The sequence below is a fragment of the Comamonas sp. GW821-FHT11H03 genome (genome assembly GCF_058807955.1).
Window position 1 is genome coordinate 168,630 of the sequence record NZ_JBXARF010000001.1, and the last position, 18,572, is coordinate 187,201.

The following is an 18,572-nucleotide window of genomic DNA, read 5'->3' on the forward strand; positions in this document are numbered from 1 at the left end:
CGTTGACAGCTGGGCACGCCGCACTGCGCGCCCTGCCCGCTGCCCTGTTCATCGACATTTCAAGGACCGACTCATGAGCTCCAACACCGCCGTCATCAATCTCACAGCCCAGATCACGGCACTGGCCACCGCCTTGCGCATCGTGCTGGACGCCAGCCCCCAGGCGGCCCAGACACGCGAGCAACTGGCCGCCGCGCTGGACAAGACCATTCACGACGCGCTGGAAGAAGGGGTCTGGGACAACGCCGACGGTGTCAAGACAATCAGGGCAGCGCTGCTGGACTGATCGCCGCCGCGCCATGAAAAAGCCGGGCACCAGGCCCGGCAGAAGCAGCAATCCGCAAAAACGCAGGCCAGCGCATTACGCCAGCGCATCACGCCAGCGTATAGGCCGTCTTCACCGTGGTGTAGAACTCCTGGGCATAGCGGCCCTGCTCGCGCGGGCCGTAGCTCGATCCCTTGCGTCCGCCAAACGGCACGTGGTAGTCCACTCCCGCCGTGGGCAGGTTGACCATGACCATGCCGGCCTGGCTGTGGCGCTTGAAGTGCGTGGCGTGCTTGAGGCTGGTGGTGGCAATGCCGGCCGACAGGCCAAACGGCGTGTCGTTGGACACGGCCAGGGCCTCTTCGTAGTCCTTGACGCGGATCACGCTGGCCACGGGGCCGAAGACTTCCTCGCGATTGATGCGCATGCCCGCTTCGGTGTCCACAAACAGCGTGGGGGCCATGTAGTAGCCCTGCTTGCCGCTGCCCGTGTGGCAGGCGACGCGGGCACCGCCGGCCGCCAGACGCGCGCCTTCGGCCTTGGCGATTTCCACGTAGCTCAGGTCCTGCTCCAGCTGGGCCTGGCTGACCACGGGGCCCATGTCGGTGCCGGCGGCGCGTGCATCGCCAACCTTGATGCGCGCCATGCGCGCCTGCAGGGCTTCGATGAAGGCCGGGTAGATCTTGTCAGTGACGATCAGGCGGCTCGATGCCGTGCAGCGCTGGCCCGTGGAGTAGAAGCCGCTTTGCGCCGACAGCTCTACGGCCTGCTCCAGGTCGGCGTCGTCCAGCACGATCTGAGGGTTCTTGCCGCCCATTTCCAGCTGCACCTTCTTGCCCGAAGCCACGCAGGCTGCCGCGATGCCGCGGCCCACGCCCACCGAGCCCGTGAAGCTGATGGCCGCCACATCGGCATGATTGACCAGGGCCTCGCCGATGACGCGGCCCGGGCCCATGACCAGGTTGAAGACGCCGGCGGGGAGACCCGAGCGGTGGATGATGTCGGCCAGGGCCCAGGCGCTGCCGGGCACCAGATCGGCGGGTTTGAGCACCACGCAGTTGCCGAAGGCCAGGGCCGGGGCGATCTTCCAGGCGGGGATGGCGATGGGGAAGTTCCAGGGCGTGATCAGGCCGACCACGCCCATCGGCTCGCGCGTGATCTCCACGCCGATGCCGGGGCGCACCGAGGGCACGGTCTCGCCCGTCAGGCGCAGGCATTCGCCGGCAAAGAACTTGAAGATCTGGCCGGCGCGGCCGACTTCGCCAATGGCCTCGGGCAGGGTCTTGCCTTCTTCGCGGGCCAGCAGCTCGCCGAGCTCGGCCTTGCGCGCCAGGATCTCCGTGCCTATCTTGTCCAGGGCGTCGGAGCGCGCCTGGATGCCCGAGGTGGACCAGGCGGGAAACGCAGCAGCGGCAGCGGCCACGGCGGCCTGCACGTCGGACGCACCGCCCTGGGCGTACTCGCCGATCACATCGGACAGGTCGCTGGGGTTGGTGTTGGAGGCGTAGCTGTCAGCAGCCGTCCACTGGCCGTTGATCAGATTGTGGTGTGGGGTCATGGATATGCTCTTGATAAAGGAGCTTGTTGCGCCCGTTATTCATAGATATCAGAATGAAAAGTATCTGAATTCTTGAATCAACAAGCGCTAACAGCTCCTGTATTCATAGTCGTCTCAACGGGCCCAGCGCAGCACCAGCGGGTCCAGCCGGCGTGCGATGTCCAGCAACTGGCGGCGCACCTCGGGATGCATGGGCGGCCAGGGCGAGCGCGGCGCGTCGCAGGCGATCACGCCGCCCTCCTTCATCAGCGCCTTGGCGGCCAGGAAACCGGCCTGGCGGTTTTCGTGGTTGATCAGCGGCAGCCAGCGCTGGTACAGCTCGAAAGCCTTGTCCTTGTCGCCTGCGCGGTGCGCCTCGATGATGGGGCGTATGCCGTCGGCAAAGCCGCCGCCGGTCATGGCACCGGTCGCGCCGGCCTCCAGGTCGGCCAGCAAGGTGATGGCTTCCTCTCCGTCCCACGGGCCTTCGATGGCTTCACCACCCAGGGCGATCAGCTCGCGCAGCTTGTTTGCTGCACCGGCGGTTTCCATCTTGAAGTAGCTGACCTGTTCGATCTCCTTGGCCATGCGGGCCAGAAAGGCGGGCGGCAGCGGCGTGCCTGCGGCCGGCGCGTCCTGGACCATGATGGGGATGTCGATGGCGTCGGACACGCCCTGGTAGAAGGCCTGCACCTGGGCTTCGCCAAAGCGGAAGGTGGCACCGTGGTAGGGCGGCATGACCATGACCATGGCGGCGCCCATGTCCTGGGCGCGGCGGCTGCGTTCGGCGCAGACCTTGGTGCTGGTGTGGGTGGTGGTCACGATCACGGGCACGCGGCCGGCCACATGCTCCAGCGCCGTGCGCGTGAGGATTTCGCGCTCCTCGTCCGAGACCAGGAACTGCTCGGAGAAGTTGGCCAGGATGCACAGACCATGAACGCCCGAGTCGATCATGAAGTCCAGGCAGCGCTTCTGGCTGGCCAGGTCCAGCGTGCCGTCCTCGTGGAAGGTGGTGGGAACCACCGGGTAGATGCCGCGGTAGCGCGGGTTCGAGAGTCCAGGCATGGTGCGGCTCCTTATTCGATGATGTCGAACTGATCCAGGTACTCGCTCTTGAGCGACAGGCCCAGGCCCGGCACGTCGTCGCGCAGCTGCAAAAAGCCGTTGTCGGCCACCGGCTCGCCGTCGAAGATGTACCAGAACAGCTCGTTGCCCACTTCCACGTCGAAGATGGGGAAGTACTCGGCCATGGGCGAGGCCAGCGTGCTCATGGTCAGGTGGTAGTTGTGCATCTGGCCGGCATGCGGGATCACGGGCACGGAATAGGCCTCGCACAGGGCATTGATCTTGTGCGCCGCCGTGATGCCGCCCACGCGGTTGGTGTCGTACTGCACGACGGAGACGGCCTTCCTGTCCAGCAGCTGCTTGAAGCCGTAGAGCGAAAACTCGTGCTCGCCGCCCGAGATGGGGATGATGTTCATGGCGTTGAGCTCGGCGTAGCCGTCGATGTCGTCGGCGATCACGGGCTCTTCGAGCCAGCGCGGCTCGAACCTGGCGAGCTTGGGCAGCATGCGCTTGGCGTACTCCAGGTTCCAGCCCATATAGCACTCCAGCATCAGGTCGGTGTCGTAGCCGATCACTTCACGGATGGCTTCGACCGACTTGAGGTTCTCGCGCACGCCGTCCTGCAGATGGGCCGGGCCGTAGCCAAAGCGCATCTTGAAGGCCTTGAAACCCTGATCGAGGAATTTCTGCGCCTCGTCCTGCATCTCTTTCAGGTCCGTGCGGTAGAGCTTGCTGTAGTAGCAGGGAATCTTTTCCTTGGTACGCCCGCCCAGCAGCTTGAACACGGGCTTGTTCACGCTCTTGCCCAGAATGTCCCAGATGGCCAGATCCACAGCCGAGATGGCGGCCATGGTCACGCCCTTGCGGCCCCAGGCGTGGGTGGCGCGGTACATGCGCTGCCACAGGTATTCGTAGTCCCAGGGGTCCTGGCCGATGACCAGGGGCGCCAGGTACTCGTCGATGATGGCCTTGGCTATTTTTGGCGCCAGGGCCACATTGCCCAGGCCGATGATGCCGTCATCGGTTTCGATCTCGACCACGGTCCACGAATGGAAGCGGAAGGTGCTCATGGACTCGGTGTTGGAATAGACCAGATCCATGGCGTTGGAGCAGAAGTTGCCCTGGGGCGGAACGGTCTTGCCCTTCCATTGATAGACACGGGCGCGGACGGACTTGATCTTCATACAGACCTCGGAAGAAAAGAGTGAGTGGGACAGGCGGCCCAAGCCGCCCGGAAAATGGGCTCAGACGGCTGGGGCGGCCTGGCGATCGCGGTGGGCGGCCCCCATGCGTGCGGCAATCTGCAGCGCCTGCCAGGTGGCCTCCGCATTGGCCTTGCCCTGGCCCGCGATGTCGTAGGCCGTGCCATGGGCCGGCGTGGTGATGGGAATCGGCAGGCCGCCCTGCACCGTCACCCCGCGCGAGAAGCCCAGCAGCTTGATGGCGATCTGGCCCTGGTCGTGGTACATGGTCACGATGGCCTGGTACTCGCCGGCCTGGGCCTTGAGGAAGATGGTGTCGGCCGGGAACGGGCCGTGGAACGGCGCATCGCTGGGCCAGTCGCGCGCCTGCAGGGCCTGCACGGCGGGCGCGATGATGTCGATTTCCTCGCGGCCGCAGGTGCCGCCGTCGCCGTTGTGCGGGTTGAAGCCGGCAATCGCCACCTTGGGTGCCGCAAAACCGTTGGCGCGCAAGGCGTTGTAGATCAGCTCGGCCGCCTGGCTGATGCGCTCCACGCTCAGATAGCCGGCCACATCCTTGAGCGGCACGTGCGAAGAGATGCGCGAGGTCCAGAGATCGCCCAGCGTGTTGAACTCGCAGAAGTAGCCGGTCACGCCCAGGTACTCGGCAAAGTGGTGCAGCTCGTCCTCGTGGCGCAGGCCGCCCAGCTTCATGGCCTGCTTATTCAAGGGCGCAAAGCAGATGGCGTCGATATCGCCCGCCAGTGCCGCATCCATGCATTGGTCGAGCACCTGCAGCACCGAGCGGCCGCCCGCCGCCCCCACCTGCCCCTGCACCACATCGGCCTGGGCGACGGTGTCCACGGCCACAAAGGCCGGCAGCCGCGTATCGGCACGCTCGCGCGCTGCGGACAGGCCGTCCAGCGCAACGGTTGTCACTTGCACACCGGCGATGCGCTGGCCCTGCTCCCAGAGCCAGGGATCGCCGATCAGCACCAGATTCGCCTGCTCGGTGGCTTGCGGCCTGGCCAGCAAGCGTGCGATGAGTTCGGCGCCGATGCCGGAAGGATCGCCCAGGGTCAGGGCGACAACGGGAAGAGAAACCTTGCTCATGCTCAATCCAGCTTGATGTTGTTCTTGCGAATGATGTCGCCAAAGCGCTTGTACTCGGCGAGATGAAAGCTGCCAAAGTCGGCCTGGGACATGGGCCGCAACTCGGCACCCACGGCTTCGAGACGGGTCTTGGTCTCGGGCATGGCGATGACCTTGTTGACCTCGTCATGCACTTTTTGCTGCACCGCCTTGGGCGTGGAGGCGGGCATGTAGATGCCGTACCAGGCGCTGATTTCCACATTGCGCAGACCCGCTTCGGCCATGGTCGGCACCTGGGGCAGCTGGGGGTTGCGCTGGGGCGAAGTGACCGCCAGAGCGCGCAGCTTGCCGGCCTTGATCTGGCCTATGACCGAGGGCATGGTGTCGAAGCTCATCTGCACCTGGCCGCTGACCAGATCGACCAGAGCGGCGGCGCTGCCCTTGTAGGGCACATGGGTGATCTGAATGCCTGCCGCATCCTTGAACACCTCGGCAGCGATATGCTGGGTGCTGCCCGTGCCGCTGCTGGCGAAATTGATCTGACCGGGATTCTTCCTGGCCATGGCCACCAGCTCCGCCACCGAGTTGGCGGCAACGGAGTTGCCCACCACCAGCACGTTGGGCACCGAGCCGACAAAGGCCACGGGCACCAGATCCCGGTTGTTGTCGTATCCCAGCTTGAGCAGATGCGGCGCGATGGCATGGGCCGTGACCACGCCCATGACCATGGTGTGGCCGTCCGTGGCCTTGGCCGTCATGTCCACGGCCAGCGTGTTGGAGACGCCGGGCCGGTTCTCCACGATCACCGGCTGCTTGAGCAGCGGCCCCAGCCTGTCGGCCACGGCGCGGGCCATGGCATCGGTGCCGCCTCCGGGAGCGGAGCCCACCAGCATGCGCACGGGCTTGACGGGCCAGTTCGCAGAGTCCTGTGCCTGGGCCTGGGCCTGGGCCTGCCAGGGCAGCGCGGCGGCGCCGCACACTGCGGCTAGAGAAAGTAGATGACGTCTTTGCACATTGGTCTCCTTGGCTTTTTTATTTCATCGCAGCCCGATCCTAGGGAAGCCGCTGATATGCGTAAACTGAAAGTTATTGATTAATCGATAACCTGAAGCAATAAGAAGCCATGCCATGGGATCGATCGACAAACGCGACAACACGCCACAGCTGCTGAACCGGCTGCGCATGCGCCAGGTGGCCTTGATACTGGCCATCGACGAGCGCCAGACCTTGCGCGCGGCAGCGGCCGAGCTCGGTCTGACCCAGCCGGCCGCCACCAAGATGCTGCAGGAGCTCGAAGATGCCCTGGGTCAGCCGCTGTTCGAGCGGGTGGGCCGGCGGCTGCAGCGCAATGCGGCAGGCGAGCGGGTGCTGGAGTATTTCCGTTCGCTGCGCGGCAATATCGAGGCCCTGAATCGCGAACTGGGCGAGCTGCGCCAGGGAAGCTCCGGACGGCTGGCCGTGGGCAGCATCATGGCCGCATCGCCCGGGCGGCTTACCCAGGCCCTGCTGGAGCTGAAAAAACAGCTGCCCCTGCTGGAGCTGGAAGTGGCCGTGGACACCAGCGATCGCTTGCTGGCGCAGCTGCGTGAGGGCGTGCTGGAGGTGGTCGTCGGGCGCATGACCAATGAAGCGGGCAGCGATTGCCGCTTTTGCCCGATCGACGACGAGCAGCTGGCCTTCATCGTGCGGGAGGAGCACCCTCTGCTGTCGCTGCAGCGGCCCGGCCTGCAGGCCTTGCAGGGACATGGCTGGGTAATGCAGCCGCCCGGCAGCCCCATGCGCACCTTGATCGAGCAGGAGTTTCGCGAGCACAGTCTGCCGCTGCCACGCGGCCTGATCGAAACCGGCTCCATACTCACCACCATCAATCTGGTGCGAAGCTCGAACATGGTGGGCGTGATTCCGCGCACGGTGGCAGATCTTCATGCCGCCCACCGCATGCTGCATATCCTGCCGTATCAGACAAGGCGCAGCCTGGAGGCTTATGGCAGCCTGGTACGCAAGGATCGGCCCATCAGCCGCTCGGCACAGATGTTCCTGGATCTGCTGCACCGTCACGACGCAGCGGCCTGAAAAGTGAGCTGCACTCTTGAGCTGCACTCTTGAGCGGCACTCTTGCCAATTCGGTCTTGCACAAGCGCCCCGTCTCTTCCTTCAGAGGCGTCCCATGCCCAAGGCACTCAGATCCAAGGCGCTCAGGCTCTCAAGCGCCCTTGAAAATCCTGGGCCTCAGGGCTGCGCATTCAAGACCGAAGAATCACTGGCCGCCCAGCGCATGCGCCATCAAACCCAAGGCCTTGATGAACATGGGCTGCGCTTGCTGAAACTCGGCCAACCGCTGTGCGCCGAAGTGGCCGCCAGATCGGCAAGTGGATCGGCGAGCGCGTCCTTCATGCCTGGAACCGCAGGGCTATCTGCGGGGTGACTGGTTCTGAATGACGATGCGACCACTCCAGAGATGCGCGAAGCAGGTTGTTGCTTTGCACGAAGAGTCGAGAGCGGCTTGAACAGACAGGAAGTCCCACGAAAACCAGACCTTCCCGGTTGAACATCTAGTCCAGCCAAGGCGCCACATCCTTGCCCATGCGCACCGCCAGCTTCTTCAATCGGGGAAGATAGCGGGCAAGCAGCTCCTCCCTGGCGACAGCAGACTTCGGGAAGACCAGATTCAGACCTCCTATCAAACGACGTCCACACTTCAAGGGCACTGCGACTGCTCCAAACGGCGCTTGCTGATGCCAGTCACCATCGCTGATGCCATATCCTCGCTGGCGCGTCTCTTCAATCAAACGCTCTACCGATGCTCTATCCCTTGCCATGGCACCAGTGGCATCGTCACGCTGAGCGAGCAACGAGAGCAAGCCTTCCTTCTCGTCTTTGGTGCAAGACGCCAGATAGGCGCGTCCCATCGCCGTGAAGAACAGCGGCAATTTTTCTCCAATCATGCCGCGATGCTGAGACAACCGGCTGAAACGGTGCGTGCTCTCACGCACCACCATAAAGCCGCCTTCCACGGTCCCCAGATCGCAAGGCCAAAGCAGCTCGGGCACAGCAGCACGCATCAGCGGTAGTGCGACCTGCTCAACCCAGGCATCATCGACAAGTCCTTCGCTAAGGCTGCGCACTGCAAAAGTCAGGTAGTACTGCCCGTCTTTCTCCCCCCTGCGCACGAAACCCTCCGCCCGCAAGGTCTCCATCAATCGCTTGACGGTGGTGCGATGAATATCGCATGCCTGTGCCAGTGCCGTGGTTGAAGCGATGCCGCCAGGGGCTCTATTCATGGCCTGCAGCAGAGCCAGCCCTCGCGACAAGCTGCGTACATCCTTGTAGTCATTCATGGGACTGTGCTCAAAAGTGAAGATTTCCTGGGAATGCCCAAGTATGAATACCGCAGGCCATACGGCGCAACCGCCGGGTGCTGTGCTGCTGCGCTCCATGAATATTCCCGACTCGATGCGCAACCGCGCGCAGCTTTGTCATGCACCATCCCGACGCCCACCTTACGTGGTCTCACGTCAACGGATTGGAAGACGGTGCAAGCGGTGACAGCAAGGGTATGCACCTAGCAATAGGTGCACCAGGTGCACAGTGTTTTCAGACTCCTCGAGTGTTTTGACAATGATCAAAACAGCACTCGATGCGCTCACCCAATACGGAGACTGAAAATGAACGCCCCCCAAGAAAACCAAGCGAGTCAAGACGATACCGATGTCCTGATCATTGGCGCCGGCCCGGTAGGGCTGACACTGGCAAACACTCTGGGGCTGGCTGGTGTACGCGTCATCGTGGCAGAGAAGCTGCCACAGATTATTGACTACCCCCGAGCCATCGGCATTGACGACGAATCACTGCGCACGCTGCAAGCAGCAGGTCTGTCCGATCAAGTACAGGCACACATCACCCCTCATCACTGGATGCGCTTCTACACCGCCAACGGCCAGTGCTTTGCCTCGATCGAGCCTCGCACCGATGAGTACGGATGGTCCCGCCGCAACGCCTTCATCCAGCCTCAGGTAGACGACATCCTGTACCGGGGGCTGCAGCGCTTTGAACAGGTCCAGGTACTGCTGGGTCAGGAGCTTCACGGCTTTACCCAGGACGATGCTGGCGTCACCGCCACACTCAGGAGTTCCGAGGGCGTAGAGCGCACACTGCGCGCCAGGTACCTGGTCGCCAGCGATGGCGGCAATAGTCTGGTGCGTCGCACGCTGAACGTGCCCTTTGAGGGCCGTACCAAACCCAATCAATGGATTGTGGTTGATGTACGCAATGACCCCCTGGGAACCCCTCATATCGACATGCATTGCGACCCGGAGCGCCCCTACGTCTCTGCAGCCCTGCCGCATGGCATTCGCCGCTTTGAATTCATGGTCATGCCTGGGGAGACCGAAGAGCAGCTCTCAAAGCCGGAGAACCTTGCCCAACTGATGCGCAAGGTCGTCGCAGATCCAGACAAGGTCGACTACATCCGCAAGCGCGTGTATACGCACAACGCACGACTGGCGGCGCAGTTTCGGGTCGGACGAGTCTTGCTGGCAGGCGATGCCGCGCACATCATGCCGGTCTGGCAGGGCCAGGGCTACAACAGCGGCATGCGCGATGCCAGCAATCTCGCCTGGAAGCTGGCCATGGTCATCAGGGGAGAGGCCGGCAGCGGCCTGCTTGATAGCTACGAACAGGAACGCCGCGACCATGCCCGCAGCATGATCCATTTGTCCGAGGTGGCAGGCGACATCTTTGCCCCTGAAAGCCATACCGCCGCCAAAGTACGCGACACGGTGATGCTGGCCCTGAACGCTGTGCCGCCCGTCAAGCAGTATTTCGCCGAGATGCGCTTCAAACCCATGCCGCGCTACGAGCAGGGCGTGGTGCTGCACCACACGGGCACCGGCAATCAAGGAGCCAGGACACCGTTCGCCGCTCTGCTGGACCGCTCGGGCAACACTCCCTTGAGCCGCCTTCTGGGCCTGATGGCGGAAAAAAAGGAGTCTCTGGTGGGGCGTCTGGTGCATGGCCTGGAGACAGCGGCTTCCAGTCCCGTAGGCCGGATGTTCATTCAGCCTCGGGTGGCCACTGCGAACGGCCACTCTGGCCTGCTGGACGACTTTGTCGGACTGAATTTCTGCATTCTGGCCTGGGGTACGGACCCCAGCTATGGCATGGACGAAGCGGCTCTGAACTTCTGGCAGCGCCTTGGCGCTCGCTTCATTCGTGCCATGCCCTCTGGCCAGCTGCTTCATCCAACGCCCACGCGCGATGGCGTGCTGACCGTTGGCGACGAACAAGGCCGCCTCAAGGACTGGTTCACCGCCCAGGGAAAGTCGGTGGTGTTCGTGCGCCCGGACCGCTTTGTCGCGGCGCTGGCATCTCCGCAGGAGGTCAGCGCTGTCACCCGTCAGATGGCCCGGGTACTGCATTCCCCACTGGAGGCATGAAGATGAGTGGTAGCGCCATCGCCACTGCGCGCCGGGCATTTCTTGGCATGTCGCACTCGCCTTTGCTCGGTCTGAACCCTGTCGCTGCAGACGATCAGATCGCCATCGACCAGGCGATTGCTGCGGCGCGCGCGGCCGTTCACGAGTTCTCGCCAGAGCTCATCGTGCTGCTGGGTCCGGACCACTACAACGGCTTCTTCAATGAGCTGATGCCGCCGTTTTGCATCGGCAGCCAGGCAACGGCCGTGGGCGACTATCTGTCTCCAGCCGGTCCTCTCAATGTGGCTGGAGAACTGGCCATAGCGCTGGCCGACCACCTGATGGACAAACATTTCGATATCGCGGTGTCGCGGCGCATGTGGGTCGATCACGGCTTTTCGCAGGCCCTGCAGTTTCTGTGGGGGGACGAGATGGACACGCCGCCTGTCATTCCCATCTTCATGAATGCAGTAGCCCAACCCGGTATTGCGCGCATGGCCCGATGCAAGGCACTGGGAGAAGGCATTGGCAGCTTTCTCGACCGGTTGCCACAGCGCACACTGCTGATTGGTTCGGGCGGGCTGTCGCACGAGCCTCCCGTGCCGACACTGGCCCATCCTGACCCAGCCGTACGCGAGCGCATTACCGTGCGCTCCACGCCCACAGAGCAGGAGCGCGAGCTCAAGACCGAGCGCGTCAAGGCAGCCGGTCTGGCTCTGGCCAATGGCGACAGCTGGATGAAGCCGCTCAACCCCGAGTGGGATCTGCAATGGATGGACGCCATGGCCAGCGGCCAGCTGGACGGCTTATGTGCAATGAGCGAAGCCTCGATCGGCGCCATGGCCGGCAACTCTGCCCATGAGTCCAAGACCTGGCTGGTGGCGCGCTCCGCCCTGCCTGCCAACACCCGTCTGCCCTGCCCTGTACGGACCTACCGCGCCATTCCATCGCTCATTGCGGGCTATGGCGTGATGTTCATGCACCACTGATCCTCATACTTTCAAGACTGCCATGCCGACCACCAAGCAAATACAGGTCTGGGCCGAACGCCTGCGCCACGCGGAAGCCACCGCCACCCCCATTGCTCCCCTGCGCGAGGAGATCGCCGACAACGACAGCGCCTATGCCGTGCAACTGGCCAATGTGCTGTATGCACAGAGTCAGGGGCGCCGGATTGTGGGTCGCAAGATCGGGCTGACATCCCTTGCCGTGCAAAAGCAGCTGGGCGTGGACCAACCCGACTTCGGCACGCTGTTCGCCGACATGCTCTATGGCGACGATGAGGTCGTGCCCCTGTCGCGGACGCTTCAGCCCAAGGTCGAGGCCGAGGTGGCGCTGGTGCTGGCCAAGGATCTGGAGCGACCCGACACCACGCTGGTGGATGTCATCAGCGCCACCGCCTATGTGCTTCCGGCCATCGAGATCGTGGGCAGCCGCATTGCCGACTGGAACATCCGCTTCATTGACACCGTGGCCGACAACGCGTCCAGCGGTCTGGTCGTGCTGGGCGCCGTACCGACTGCGCTCAACGCACTGGATCTGAAGCTGTGCGAGATGCAGATGACACGCAATGGCGATGTCGTCTCCACCGGCTCCGGTGGAGCCTGCCTGGGCCATCCCCTGAATGCCGCCGTTTGGCTGGCCCGCCGACTCGCCAGCCTCGGCCAGGCGCTGCGAGCCGGCGACCTCGTGCTGACCGGCGCCCTGGGCCCCATGGTCGCAGTGAATGCCGGCGATCGCTTCGAAGCCCACATCAGCGGCGTCGGCTCCGTGTACGCGCAGTTTGAACGGTGAATCTTCTCGAAAGCATTCCCGGCCCCGTTTTCCATTGCTCATAACGATTATTCAGGAGACAAATCATGTGGAATCGACGTCAATTGTTCGCAGCCGGTGCTGCCTCGCTCGCTGCCTGCGTGGGCACACCCGCCATCGCGCAGAATTTCCCCAACCGTGCCGTGACCATGGTCGTTCCCTTCCCGGCCGGAGGCATCACCGATGCCGTGGCACGTGCACTGGCAAGCAAGATGGGGGAGCAGCTTGGCAAGCCTGTCATCGTTGACAACCGACCCGGCGGAGGCGGCCAGATTGCGGCGGCCTATGTGCGCCAGCAAGCGGCCGACGGTCATACCCTGTATGTCGGTGCCACCGAGATGTTTGCCATCAACCCCTCGTTGTTTCGCAATTTCTCATATGACCCGCTGAAGGATTTCAGTCCCGTCACTTCGCTGATCGCTTCGCCGTTGGTGCTGGTCGTGCCTGCCAATAGTTCACTGACCAGCGTCAAGGAACTCATAGCCCAGGCCAAGAGCCGCAAGGACGGACTGAACTTCGCCTCGCAGGGTATGGGCTCCATCGGCCATCTTCTCGGAGAGACCTTCCGTGGCAAGGTTGGCGGAAAGTTCAACCATGTTGCCTATAAAGGCTCCGCCCCCGCACTGCAGGACGTGATGGGTGGACAGGTGGACTTCATGTTCGATCCGGTCATCACCACAGCCCCCCTGGTGGCCGGCAAGAAACTCAAGCCCCTGGCGATTGCGGCCGACAAGCGTTCGCCACAAATGCCGGACGTACCCACCCTGGCCGAGCTTGGCGTGCCCGGTGTGAATGCCGGCGTGTGGTTCGGTGCCGTGGTCAAGACAGGTACTGCTGCGGCGGTGGTTGAACGTCTGAACGATGCCATCCACCAGGCCATGAAGGACCCCGAAGTGGTCAAGCGTTTTGCCGATCAAGGCATGCAGGCGTTCCCGTCAACCCCGGCCCAGTTTGGCAGCTTCATGCAGTCGGAGCTGACCAAATGGGGCCCTCTGGTCAAGGCCAGCGGCGCTTCGATCGAGTGAGAAAGCCGCCAATGTTGCATCGTCGAACTCTTTTGCAGTCGGCTCTGGGCTTGAGCAGCCTGTCGATCGGCGGCCTCGGCTCAGCGCAGGCCTTTCCCGTCAAGCCCATCACACTCGTGCTGCCGTTTTCCGCCGGCGGCATCAGCGATGTCATGGCCCGTGCCCTCGGTCAGCATGTGGCTCAGCAGCTGGGCAAGCCCGTGATTGTTGACAACAAGCCGGGCGCAGGCGGGCAGATTGCGGCCAGTGCAGTGCTTCAACAGGCCGCCGATGGACACACCGTGTATGTGGCTGGCACGGCCATGTTTGCCATCAACCCGACGCTGTTTCGCAAGTTTTCCTACGACCCCGTCAAGGACTTCGAGCCGGTAACGTCTCTGGTCACCTCTCCTTTGGTGCTCGTGGTTTCGGCCGCCAGTCCTGTCAGGACGCTGAGCGAGCTGGTGGCGCTTTCCCGCAGCAGCAAGCAAGGCCTGACATTTGCATCACAAGGCCTGGGCTCCATCGGCCACCTGCTGGGGGAGCTGTTTCGCAGCAAAACCGGTGGCGGCATGTCTCATGTGGCCTACAAAGGCTCGGTGCCGGCACTGCAGGACGTGATGACAAACCGGGTCGACTTCATGTTCGATCCCACGAGCTCAACCGAAGCCCTGATCCGCAGCAAAAAGCTGCGCGCGCTGGCGATTGCCTCTGAAAGACGCAGCCCCCAACTGCCCGACGTTCCCACCCTGGCCGAGCTGGGAGTGTCCGGTGTCGATGCAGGCGTCTGGTTCGGCGCTGCCGTGCGAAGCGGAACGCCTGCCACGGTGGTCCAGACATTGAACCGTGCGCTGGTCGCAGCCTTGCGGGAGCCGGGCATACAGAAACGCTTCGAAAGCCAGGGCATGCAGGCCTATCCGCAAACCCCGGAGCAATTCAAGCAATTCATCCACAGCGAGATCGCACGCTGGGCACCGCTGATCCAGTCCAGCGGAGCCGGTATCGACTGATTTTTCTCTGAAGGTAAACGCTATGACGCGCAAACTCAAGGCCGCCATCATCGGCAGCGGCAATATCGGCACGGATCTGATGATCAAGATCCTGCGCCATGGCAAAAACATCGAGATGGGCGCCATGGTCGGCATCGATCCCCACTCCGACGGCCTGGCCCGCGCCTCCCGCATGGGCGTGGCCACCACCCACGAAGGCGTGGAAGGCCTCACGCGCATGCCCGGGTTCGCCGACATCGACTTTGTGTTCGATGCCACCAGCGCCGGCGCACATGTGAAGAACGACGCCTTTTTGCGCAGCCTCAAGCCCGGCATCCGCATGATCGACCTGACGCCGGCGGCCATCGGCCCGTACTGCATTCCCGTGGTCAACGGCGACATGCATCTGGACGCGCCGAATGTGAACATGGTCACCTGCGGCGGCCAGGCCACCATCCCCATGGTGGCCGCCGTCTCTCGTGTGGCCAAGGTGCACTACGGCGAAATCATTGCCTCGATCGCCAGCAAGAGTGCCGGCCCCGGCACCCGCGCCAATATCGACGAGTTCACCGAGACCACGTCCAAGGCGATCGAAGTCGTGGGCGGAGCCACCAAGGGCAAGGCCATCATCATCATGAACCCGGCCGAGCCGCCCCTGATCATGCGCGACACGGTCTACACCCTGAGCGAGCTGGCCGACGAGGCCGCCATTGCCGCATCGGTAGAGCAGATGGCCGCTGCCGTGCAGTCCTATGTGCCGGGCTACCGCCTGAAGCAGAAGGTGCAGTTCGACCGTATCGACACCCCGATCCGTATCCCCGGCGTGGGCCATGCCCTCACGGGCCTGAAAACCTCGATCTTTCTGGAAGTCGAGGGCGCGGCCCACTATCTGCCCGCCTACGCCGGCAACCTGGACATCATGACCAGCGCCGGACTGCGCACTGCAGAGCACATGGCCGAGCGCATGCTGGCGACGCTTGCCGTGGCCGCCTGAGGAGACGACACACCATGACGCCAACCAAGAAAATCTACATCTCCGACGTGACCCTGCGCGACGGCAGCCACGCCATTCGTCACCAGTACAGCGTGGAGCAGGCCAGGCAGATTGCCCGGGCACTGGATGAGGCCAAGGTCGACTCGATCGAGGTCGCCCACGGCGACGGCCTGCAAGGCTCCAGCTTCAACTATGGCTTTGGTGCCCATACCGACCTGGAGTGGATAGAGGCCGTGGCCAGCGTGGTCAAGCACGCCAAGATCACCACCTTGCTGCTGCCGGGCATTGGCACCGTCCACGACCTCAAGGCCGCCTACGACGCCGGTGTGCGCGTGGTGCGGGTGGCCACCCACTGCACCGAGGCCGACGTGTCCCGCCAGCATATCGAGTACGCACGCCAGTTGGGGATGGAAGCCGTGGGTTTCTTGATGATGAGCCATATGACCTCGCCCAAGGCCCTGGCCGAACAGGCCAAACTCATGGAAAGTTATGGCGCCACCTGCTGCTATGTGGTGGACTCCGGCGGCGCGCTGGGCATGAACGATGTGCGGGAGCGCTTCAGGGCCTTCAAGGACATCCTCAAGCCCGAAACCCAGACCGGCATGCACGCCCACCACAACCTGAGCCTGGGCGTGGCCAACTCCATCGTGGCCGTGGAAGAAGGCTGCGACCGCGTGGATGCCAGCCTGGCCGGCATGGGCGCGGGCGCCGGCAATGCTCCGCTGGAGGTGTTCATTGCAGCCGCAGAGCGCCTGGGCTGGAACCACGGCACCGATCTGTACAAGCTCATGGATGCGGCCGACGACATCGTGCGCCCGCTGCAGGACCGTCCGGTACGCGTGGACCGCGAGACGCTGGCACTGGGCTACGCAGGCGTTTACAGCTCGTTCCTGCGTCACGCTGAAGTGGCTGCCGCCAAATACGGACTCAAGGCCGTGGACATCCTGGTCGAGCTGGGCAAGCGCCGCATGGTCGGCGGTCAGGAAGACATGATTGTCGACGTCGCCCTGGACCTGCTGAGGCAACGCGAAGCCGCCCCCCTCTGACCTTTTCACCATCCCTGCGGTCAGCCAGCCGTGGCTGCCGCCTTCACGGAGTCATTTATGAACGCCCCCAACACGGAAGCCTCCAGCAGTCGCTTTGTCACGATCACCGAGGCGGGACAGCCCCTGAGGCTGCACTACAACGATGTCGGCTCCGGCAGCGAAGTCGTGGTCATGCTGCACGGCTCCGGCCCAGGCGCCAGCGGCTGGGCCAACTTCCACCGCAATATCGAGCCGCTGGTGGATGCGGGATACCGTGTCATTTTGCTGGACTGCCCCGGCTGGAGCAAAAGCGACACAATCGTCAGCACAGGCTCGCGCTCGGATCTGAACGCACGCTGCCTCAAAGGCGTGCTGGACGCGCTGGACATCGCCAAGGTTCACATCATCGGCAACTCCATGGGCGGTCATAGCGCCGTGGGCTTTGCGCTGGCCCACCCCGAGATGGTGGGCAAGCTCATCCTCATGGGCGGCGGCACCGGCGGACCCAGCGCCCTCGTGCCCATGCCCGCCGAAGGCATCAAGCTCATCGGCGCGCTGTACCGCGACCCCACGGTGGAGAACCTCAAGCGCATGATGAATGTGTTTGTGTACGACACCAGCAGCCTGACCGAAGAGCTCTATCAGCAGCGTCTGAGCAATATCCTGGCCCGCCGTGATCACCTCGAAAACTTCGTCAAGAGCGCCCAGATCAACCCGAAGCAGTTCAGCGACTACGGCGCGCGCCTGCCTGAAATCAAGGCCAGGACCTTGATCATCTGGGGCCGTGACGACCGCTTTGTGCCATTGGACATCGGCCTGCGTCTGCTCTGGGGCATTCCCAACTCGGAATTCCACGTGTTCAGTCAGTGCGGCCATTGGGCACAGTGGGAGCACGCCGAAGTCTTCAACAATATGGTTCAAGACTTTCTCGCGCGCTGACCGGCCAGTGAGCCCGCAAGAAGTGGGAGCAAGCCATTGAGAGGAATGCCATGCATGGGCAACAGCTCAATGGCTTGTTTGGGATGCTGGGCAGGAATTCAGGTCAGCGGCTCGAACACATCCGCCCGGGCCATGCTCCGCTAGTGGAAAAGCGCAGCCCTTACCGAGAACGGATTGACTTGTCGTTTTTTGCCACCGCATCATCATCGGCATTCAGCAAAGCCGGAATCTCGGCCACCAGCGCGTCAATGGCCACCCGCAACTTGCAACGTAATTGCCGTGCCTGTGGCCAGAGTGCATGGATCTCGTAAGAGCGGGCTCGATAGTCGGGCAAGATGTGCACCAGCTCGCCACGCTTGGCATAGCTGCTCAGCAGCCAGCAAGGGACCCAGGCAATGCCGTAGCCCGCCACAGCAGCAGCGGCAATGGCCTGTATATCGTCCATGCTGATCTGGGAGCGCACCTGCAGGCGGTAGTCCGAGCTAGCGCCTCGCCCTGCCACTGGCGCAACATTCCACGGAGCAACGACACCCGAGCGCGAGTAACTGATGACCGCATGACCATCGAGCTCCTCCAGTTTGCCGGGCGTGCCGTGGCGTGCCAGATAGGCCGGGGAAGCACCGATGCTGATGTGCTGTGTGCCCAGCAGGCGCGCAGACAAGGTGCCGCTGTCTTGCAGCGGGCCTATGCGTATGGCCAGGTCAAATCCCTCCTCGATCAGATCGACTGTACGGTCGCCAAACGACAGATCGATACTCAGCTGCGGATACAGACGCGTCAGATTCAGCAGTATTGGCGCCACGCACAGCTGCCCAAAGCCTTCTGGCACGCTGACCCGCAGGCGGCCGATGGGCTCCATGCGGCCACTGTCCAGATCCGCCTCGGCTGCATCCAGCTCCTTGAGTGCACGGGTGCAGCGCTCGTAGTAGATCTGCCCTTCCGCAGTCAAGGTCTGGGTGCGCGTATTGCGCTGCAGTAGCCGCGTGCCCAGACGTGCCTCCAGCCTGGCAACGGCCTTTCCCACAGCAGAGCGCGTCACGCCAAGCCGCAGGGCAGCCGCGGTGAAGCCGCCCGCTTCCACCACCTGCACAAAGGTGGAGACTCCTTCCAGAGGGTCTTGCACAGTCATGTCTATTGGGTCCTTTAGTTCCCCAAAAATGGGAAATCAATGCGTGAATTTAAGAATTCTATTCCCATAGACTCGCATTGAACGTTCTGCGCAAGAACGCCGTTTCCCTTTTCTGGAGTGCGCAAC

General features: G+C 63.2%; 17 protein-coding genes. 10 read left to right on the plus strand and 7 right to left on the minus strand.

The window, feature by feature from the left end; genetic code table 11:
* Window positions 1–73 precede the first annotated feature (73 nt).
* On the plus strand, window positions 74–286 hold the full coding sequence (locus tag AC1RTQ_RS00800; protein WP_302089257.1) for a hypothetical protein: 213 nt from the start codon (window positions 74–76) through the stop codon (window positions 284–286).
* An 88-nt stretch (window positions 287–374) separates the two neighbouring features.
* On the opposite strand, the gene AC1RTQ_RS00805 is transcribed toward AC1RTQ_RS00800, so the two are convergent.
* The 5 genes from AC1RTQ_RS00805 to AC1RTQ_RS00825 all read right to left on the minus strand — a co-directional run bounded on the left by AC1RTQ_RS00805 (window position 375) and on the right by AC1RTQ_RS00825 (window position 6,153).
* Window positions 375–1,823, minus strand: coding sequence for an aldehyde dehydrogenase family protein (locus tag AC1RTQ_RS00805; protein WP_492873676.1), 1,449 nt, complete (start codon window positions 1,821–1,823; stop codon window positions 375–377).
* Between the two features lie 114 nt (window positions 1,824–1,937).
* Window positions 1,938–2,867, minus strand: a complete 930-nt coding sequence (locus AC1RTQ_RS00810) for a dihydrodipicolinate synthase family protein (protein ID WP_302089255.1) — start codon at window positions 2,865–2,867, stop codon at window positions 1,938–1,940.
* 11 nt (window positions 2,868–2,878) lie between these two features.
* Window positions 2,879–4,051 (minus strand): L-rhamnonate dehydratase, encoded by a 1,173-nt coding sequence (locus tag AC1RTQ_RS00815; protein WP_492873678.1) that lies wholly within the window; start codon window positions 4,049–4,051, stop codon window positions 2,879–2,881.
* Window positions 4,052–4,111: 60 nt separating this feature from the next.
* Window positions 4,112–5,161, minus strand: a complete 1,050-nt coding sequence (locus AC1RTQ_RS00820; RefSeq protein WP_492873680.1) for a 4-hydroxythreonine-4-phosphate dehydrogenase PdxA — start codon at window positions 5,159–5,161, stop codon at window positions 4,112–4,114.
* A gap of 2 nt (window positions 5,162–5,163) precedes the next feature.
* Window positions 5,164–6,153 (minus strand): Bug family tripartite tricarboxylate transporter substrate binding protein, encoded by a 990-nt coding sequence (locus AC1RTQ_RS00825; RefSeq protein WP_492873682.1) that lies wholly within the window; start codon window positions 6,151–6,153, stop codon window positions 5,164–5,166.
* A 115-nt stretch (window positions 6,154–6,268) separates the two neighbouring features.
* Here AC1RTQ_RS00825 and AC1RTQ_RS00830 point away from each other — a divergent pair, with 115 nt between their 5' ends.
* On the plus strand, window positions 6,269–7,213 hold the full coding sequence (locus tag AC1RTQ_RS00830; RefSeq protein WP_492873683.1) for a LysR family transcriptional regulator: 945 nt from the start codon (window positions 6,269–6,271) through the stop codon (window positions 7,211–7,213).
* A gap of 479 nt (window positions 7,214–7,692) precedes the next feature.
* On the opposite strand, the gene AC1RTQ_RS00835 is transcribed toward AC1RTQ_RS00830, so the two are convergent.
* On the minus strand, window positions 7,693–8,478 hold the full coding sequence (locus tag AC1RTQ_RS00835; protein ID WP_003071383.1) for a DNA-binding transcriptional regulator: 786 nt from the start codon (window positions 8,476–8,478) through the stop codon (window positions 7,693–7,695).
* Window positions 8,479–8,805: 327 nt separating this feature from the next.
* Between AC1RTQ_RS00835 and AC1RTQ_RS00840 the strand changes: the two genes are divergently transcribed.
* The 8 genes from AC1RTQ_RS00840 (at window position 8,806) to AC1RTQ_RS00875 (ending at window position 17,317) form a co-directional block, all read left to right on the plus strand.
* Window positions 8,806–10,575, plus strand: a complete 1,770-nt coding sequence (locus AC1RTQ_RS00840) for a bifunctional 3-(3-hydroxy-phenyl)propionate/3-hydroxycinnamic acid hydroxylase (protein WP_492873685.1) — start codon at window positions 8,806–8,808, stop codon at window positions 10,573–10,575.
* A 2-nt stretch (window positions 10,576–10,577) separates the two neighbouring features.
* Window positions 10,578–11,543 (plus strand): 3-carboxyethylcatechol 2,3-dioxygenase, encoded by a 966-nt coding sequence (locus AC1RTQ_RS00845; protein ID WP_302089248.1) that lies wholly within the window; start codon window positions 10,578–10,580, stop codon window positions 11,541–11,543.
* Between the two features lie 22 nt (window positions 11,544–11,565).
* Window positions 11,566–12,348: a 2-keto-4-pentenoate hydratase gene (gene mhpD, locus AC1RTQ_RS00850; RefSeq protein WP_034349610.1), complete on the plus strand. Its 783-nt coding sequence runs from the start codon at window positions 11,566–11,568 to the stop codon at window positions 12,346–12,348.
* Between the two features lie 65 nt (window positions 12,349–12,413).
* A complete protein-coding gene (locus tag AC1RTQ_RS00855) occupies window positions 12,414–13,391 on the plus strand; it encodes a Bug family tripartite tricarboxylate transporter substrate binding protein (RefSeq protein WP_256494736.1) in 978 nt (325 codons plus the stop codon).
* Between the two features lie 11 nt (window positions 13,392–13,402).
* Complete coding sequence (locus AC1RTQ_RS00860; RefSeq protein WP_492873687.1) at window positions 13,403–14,380, plus strand: Bug family tripartite tricarboxylate transporter substrate binding protein; 978 nt, start codon at window positions 13,403–13,405, stop codon at window positions 14,378–14,380.
* A gap of 22 nt (window positions 14,381–14,402) precedes the next feature.
* Complete coding sequence (locus tag AC1RTQ_RS00865; protein ID WP_492873689.1) at window positions 14,403–15,353, plus strand: acetaldehyde dehydrogenase (acetylating); 951 nt, start codon at window positions 14,403–14,405, stop codon at window positions 15,351–15,353.
* Between the two features lie 14 nt (window positions 15,354–15,367).
* Window positions 15,368–16,399: a 4-hydroxy-2-oxovalerate aldolase gene (dmpG, locus tag AC1RTQ_RS00870; protein WP_492873691.1), complete on the plus strand. Its 1,032-nt coding sequence runs from the start codon at window positions 15,368–15,370 to the stop codon at window positions 16,397–16,399.
* Between the two features lie 57 nt (window positions 16,400–16,456).
* A complete protein-coding gene (locus AC1RTQ_RS00875) occupies window positions 16,457–17,317 on the plus strand; it encodes an alpha/beta fold hydrolase (protein ID WP_003075542.1) in 861 nt (286 codons plus the stop codon).
* Between the two features lie 160 nt (window positions 17,318–17,477).
* Here AC1RTQ_RS00875 and AC1RTQ_RS00880 read toward each other — a convergent pair whose 3' ends face one another.
* Window positions 17,478–18,446, minus strand: coding sequence for a LysR family transcriptional regulator (locus AC1RTQ_RS00880; RefSeq protein ID WP_302089235.1), 969 nt, complete (start codon window positions 18,444–18,446; stop codon window positions 17,478–17,480).
* Window positions 18,447–18,572 lie beyond the last annotated feature (126 nt).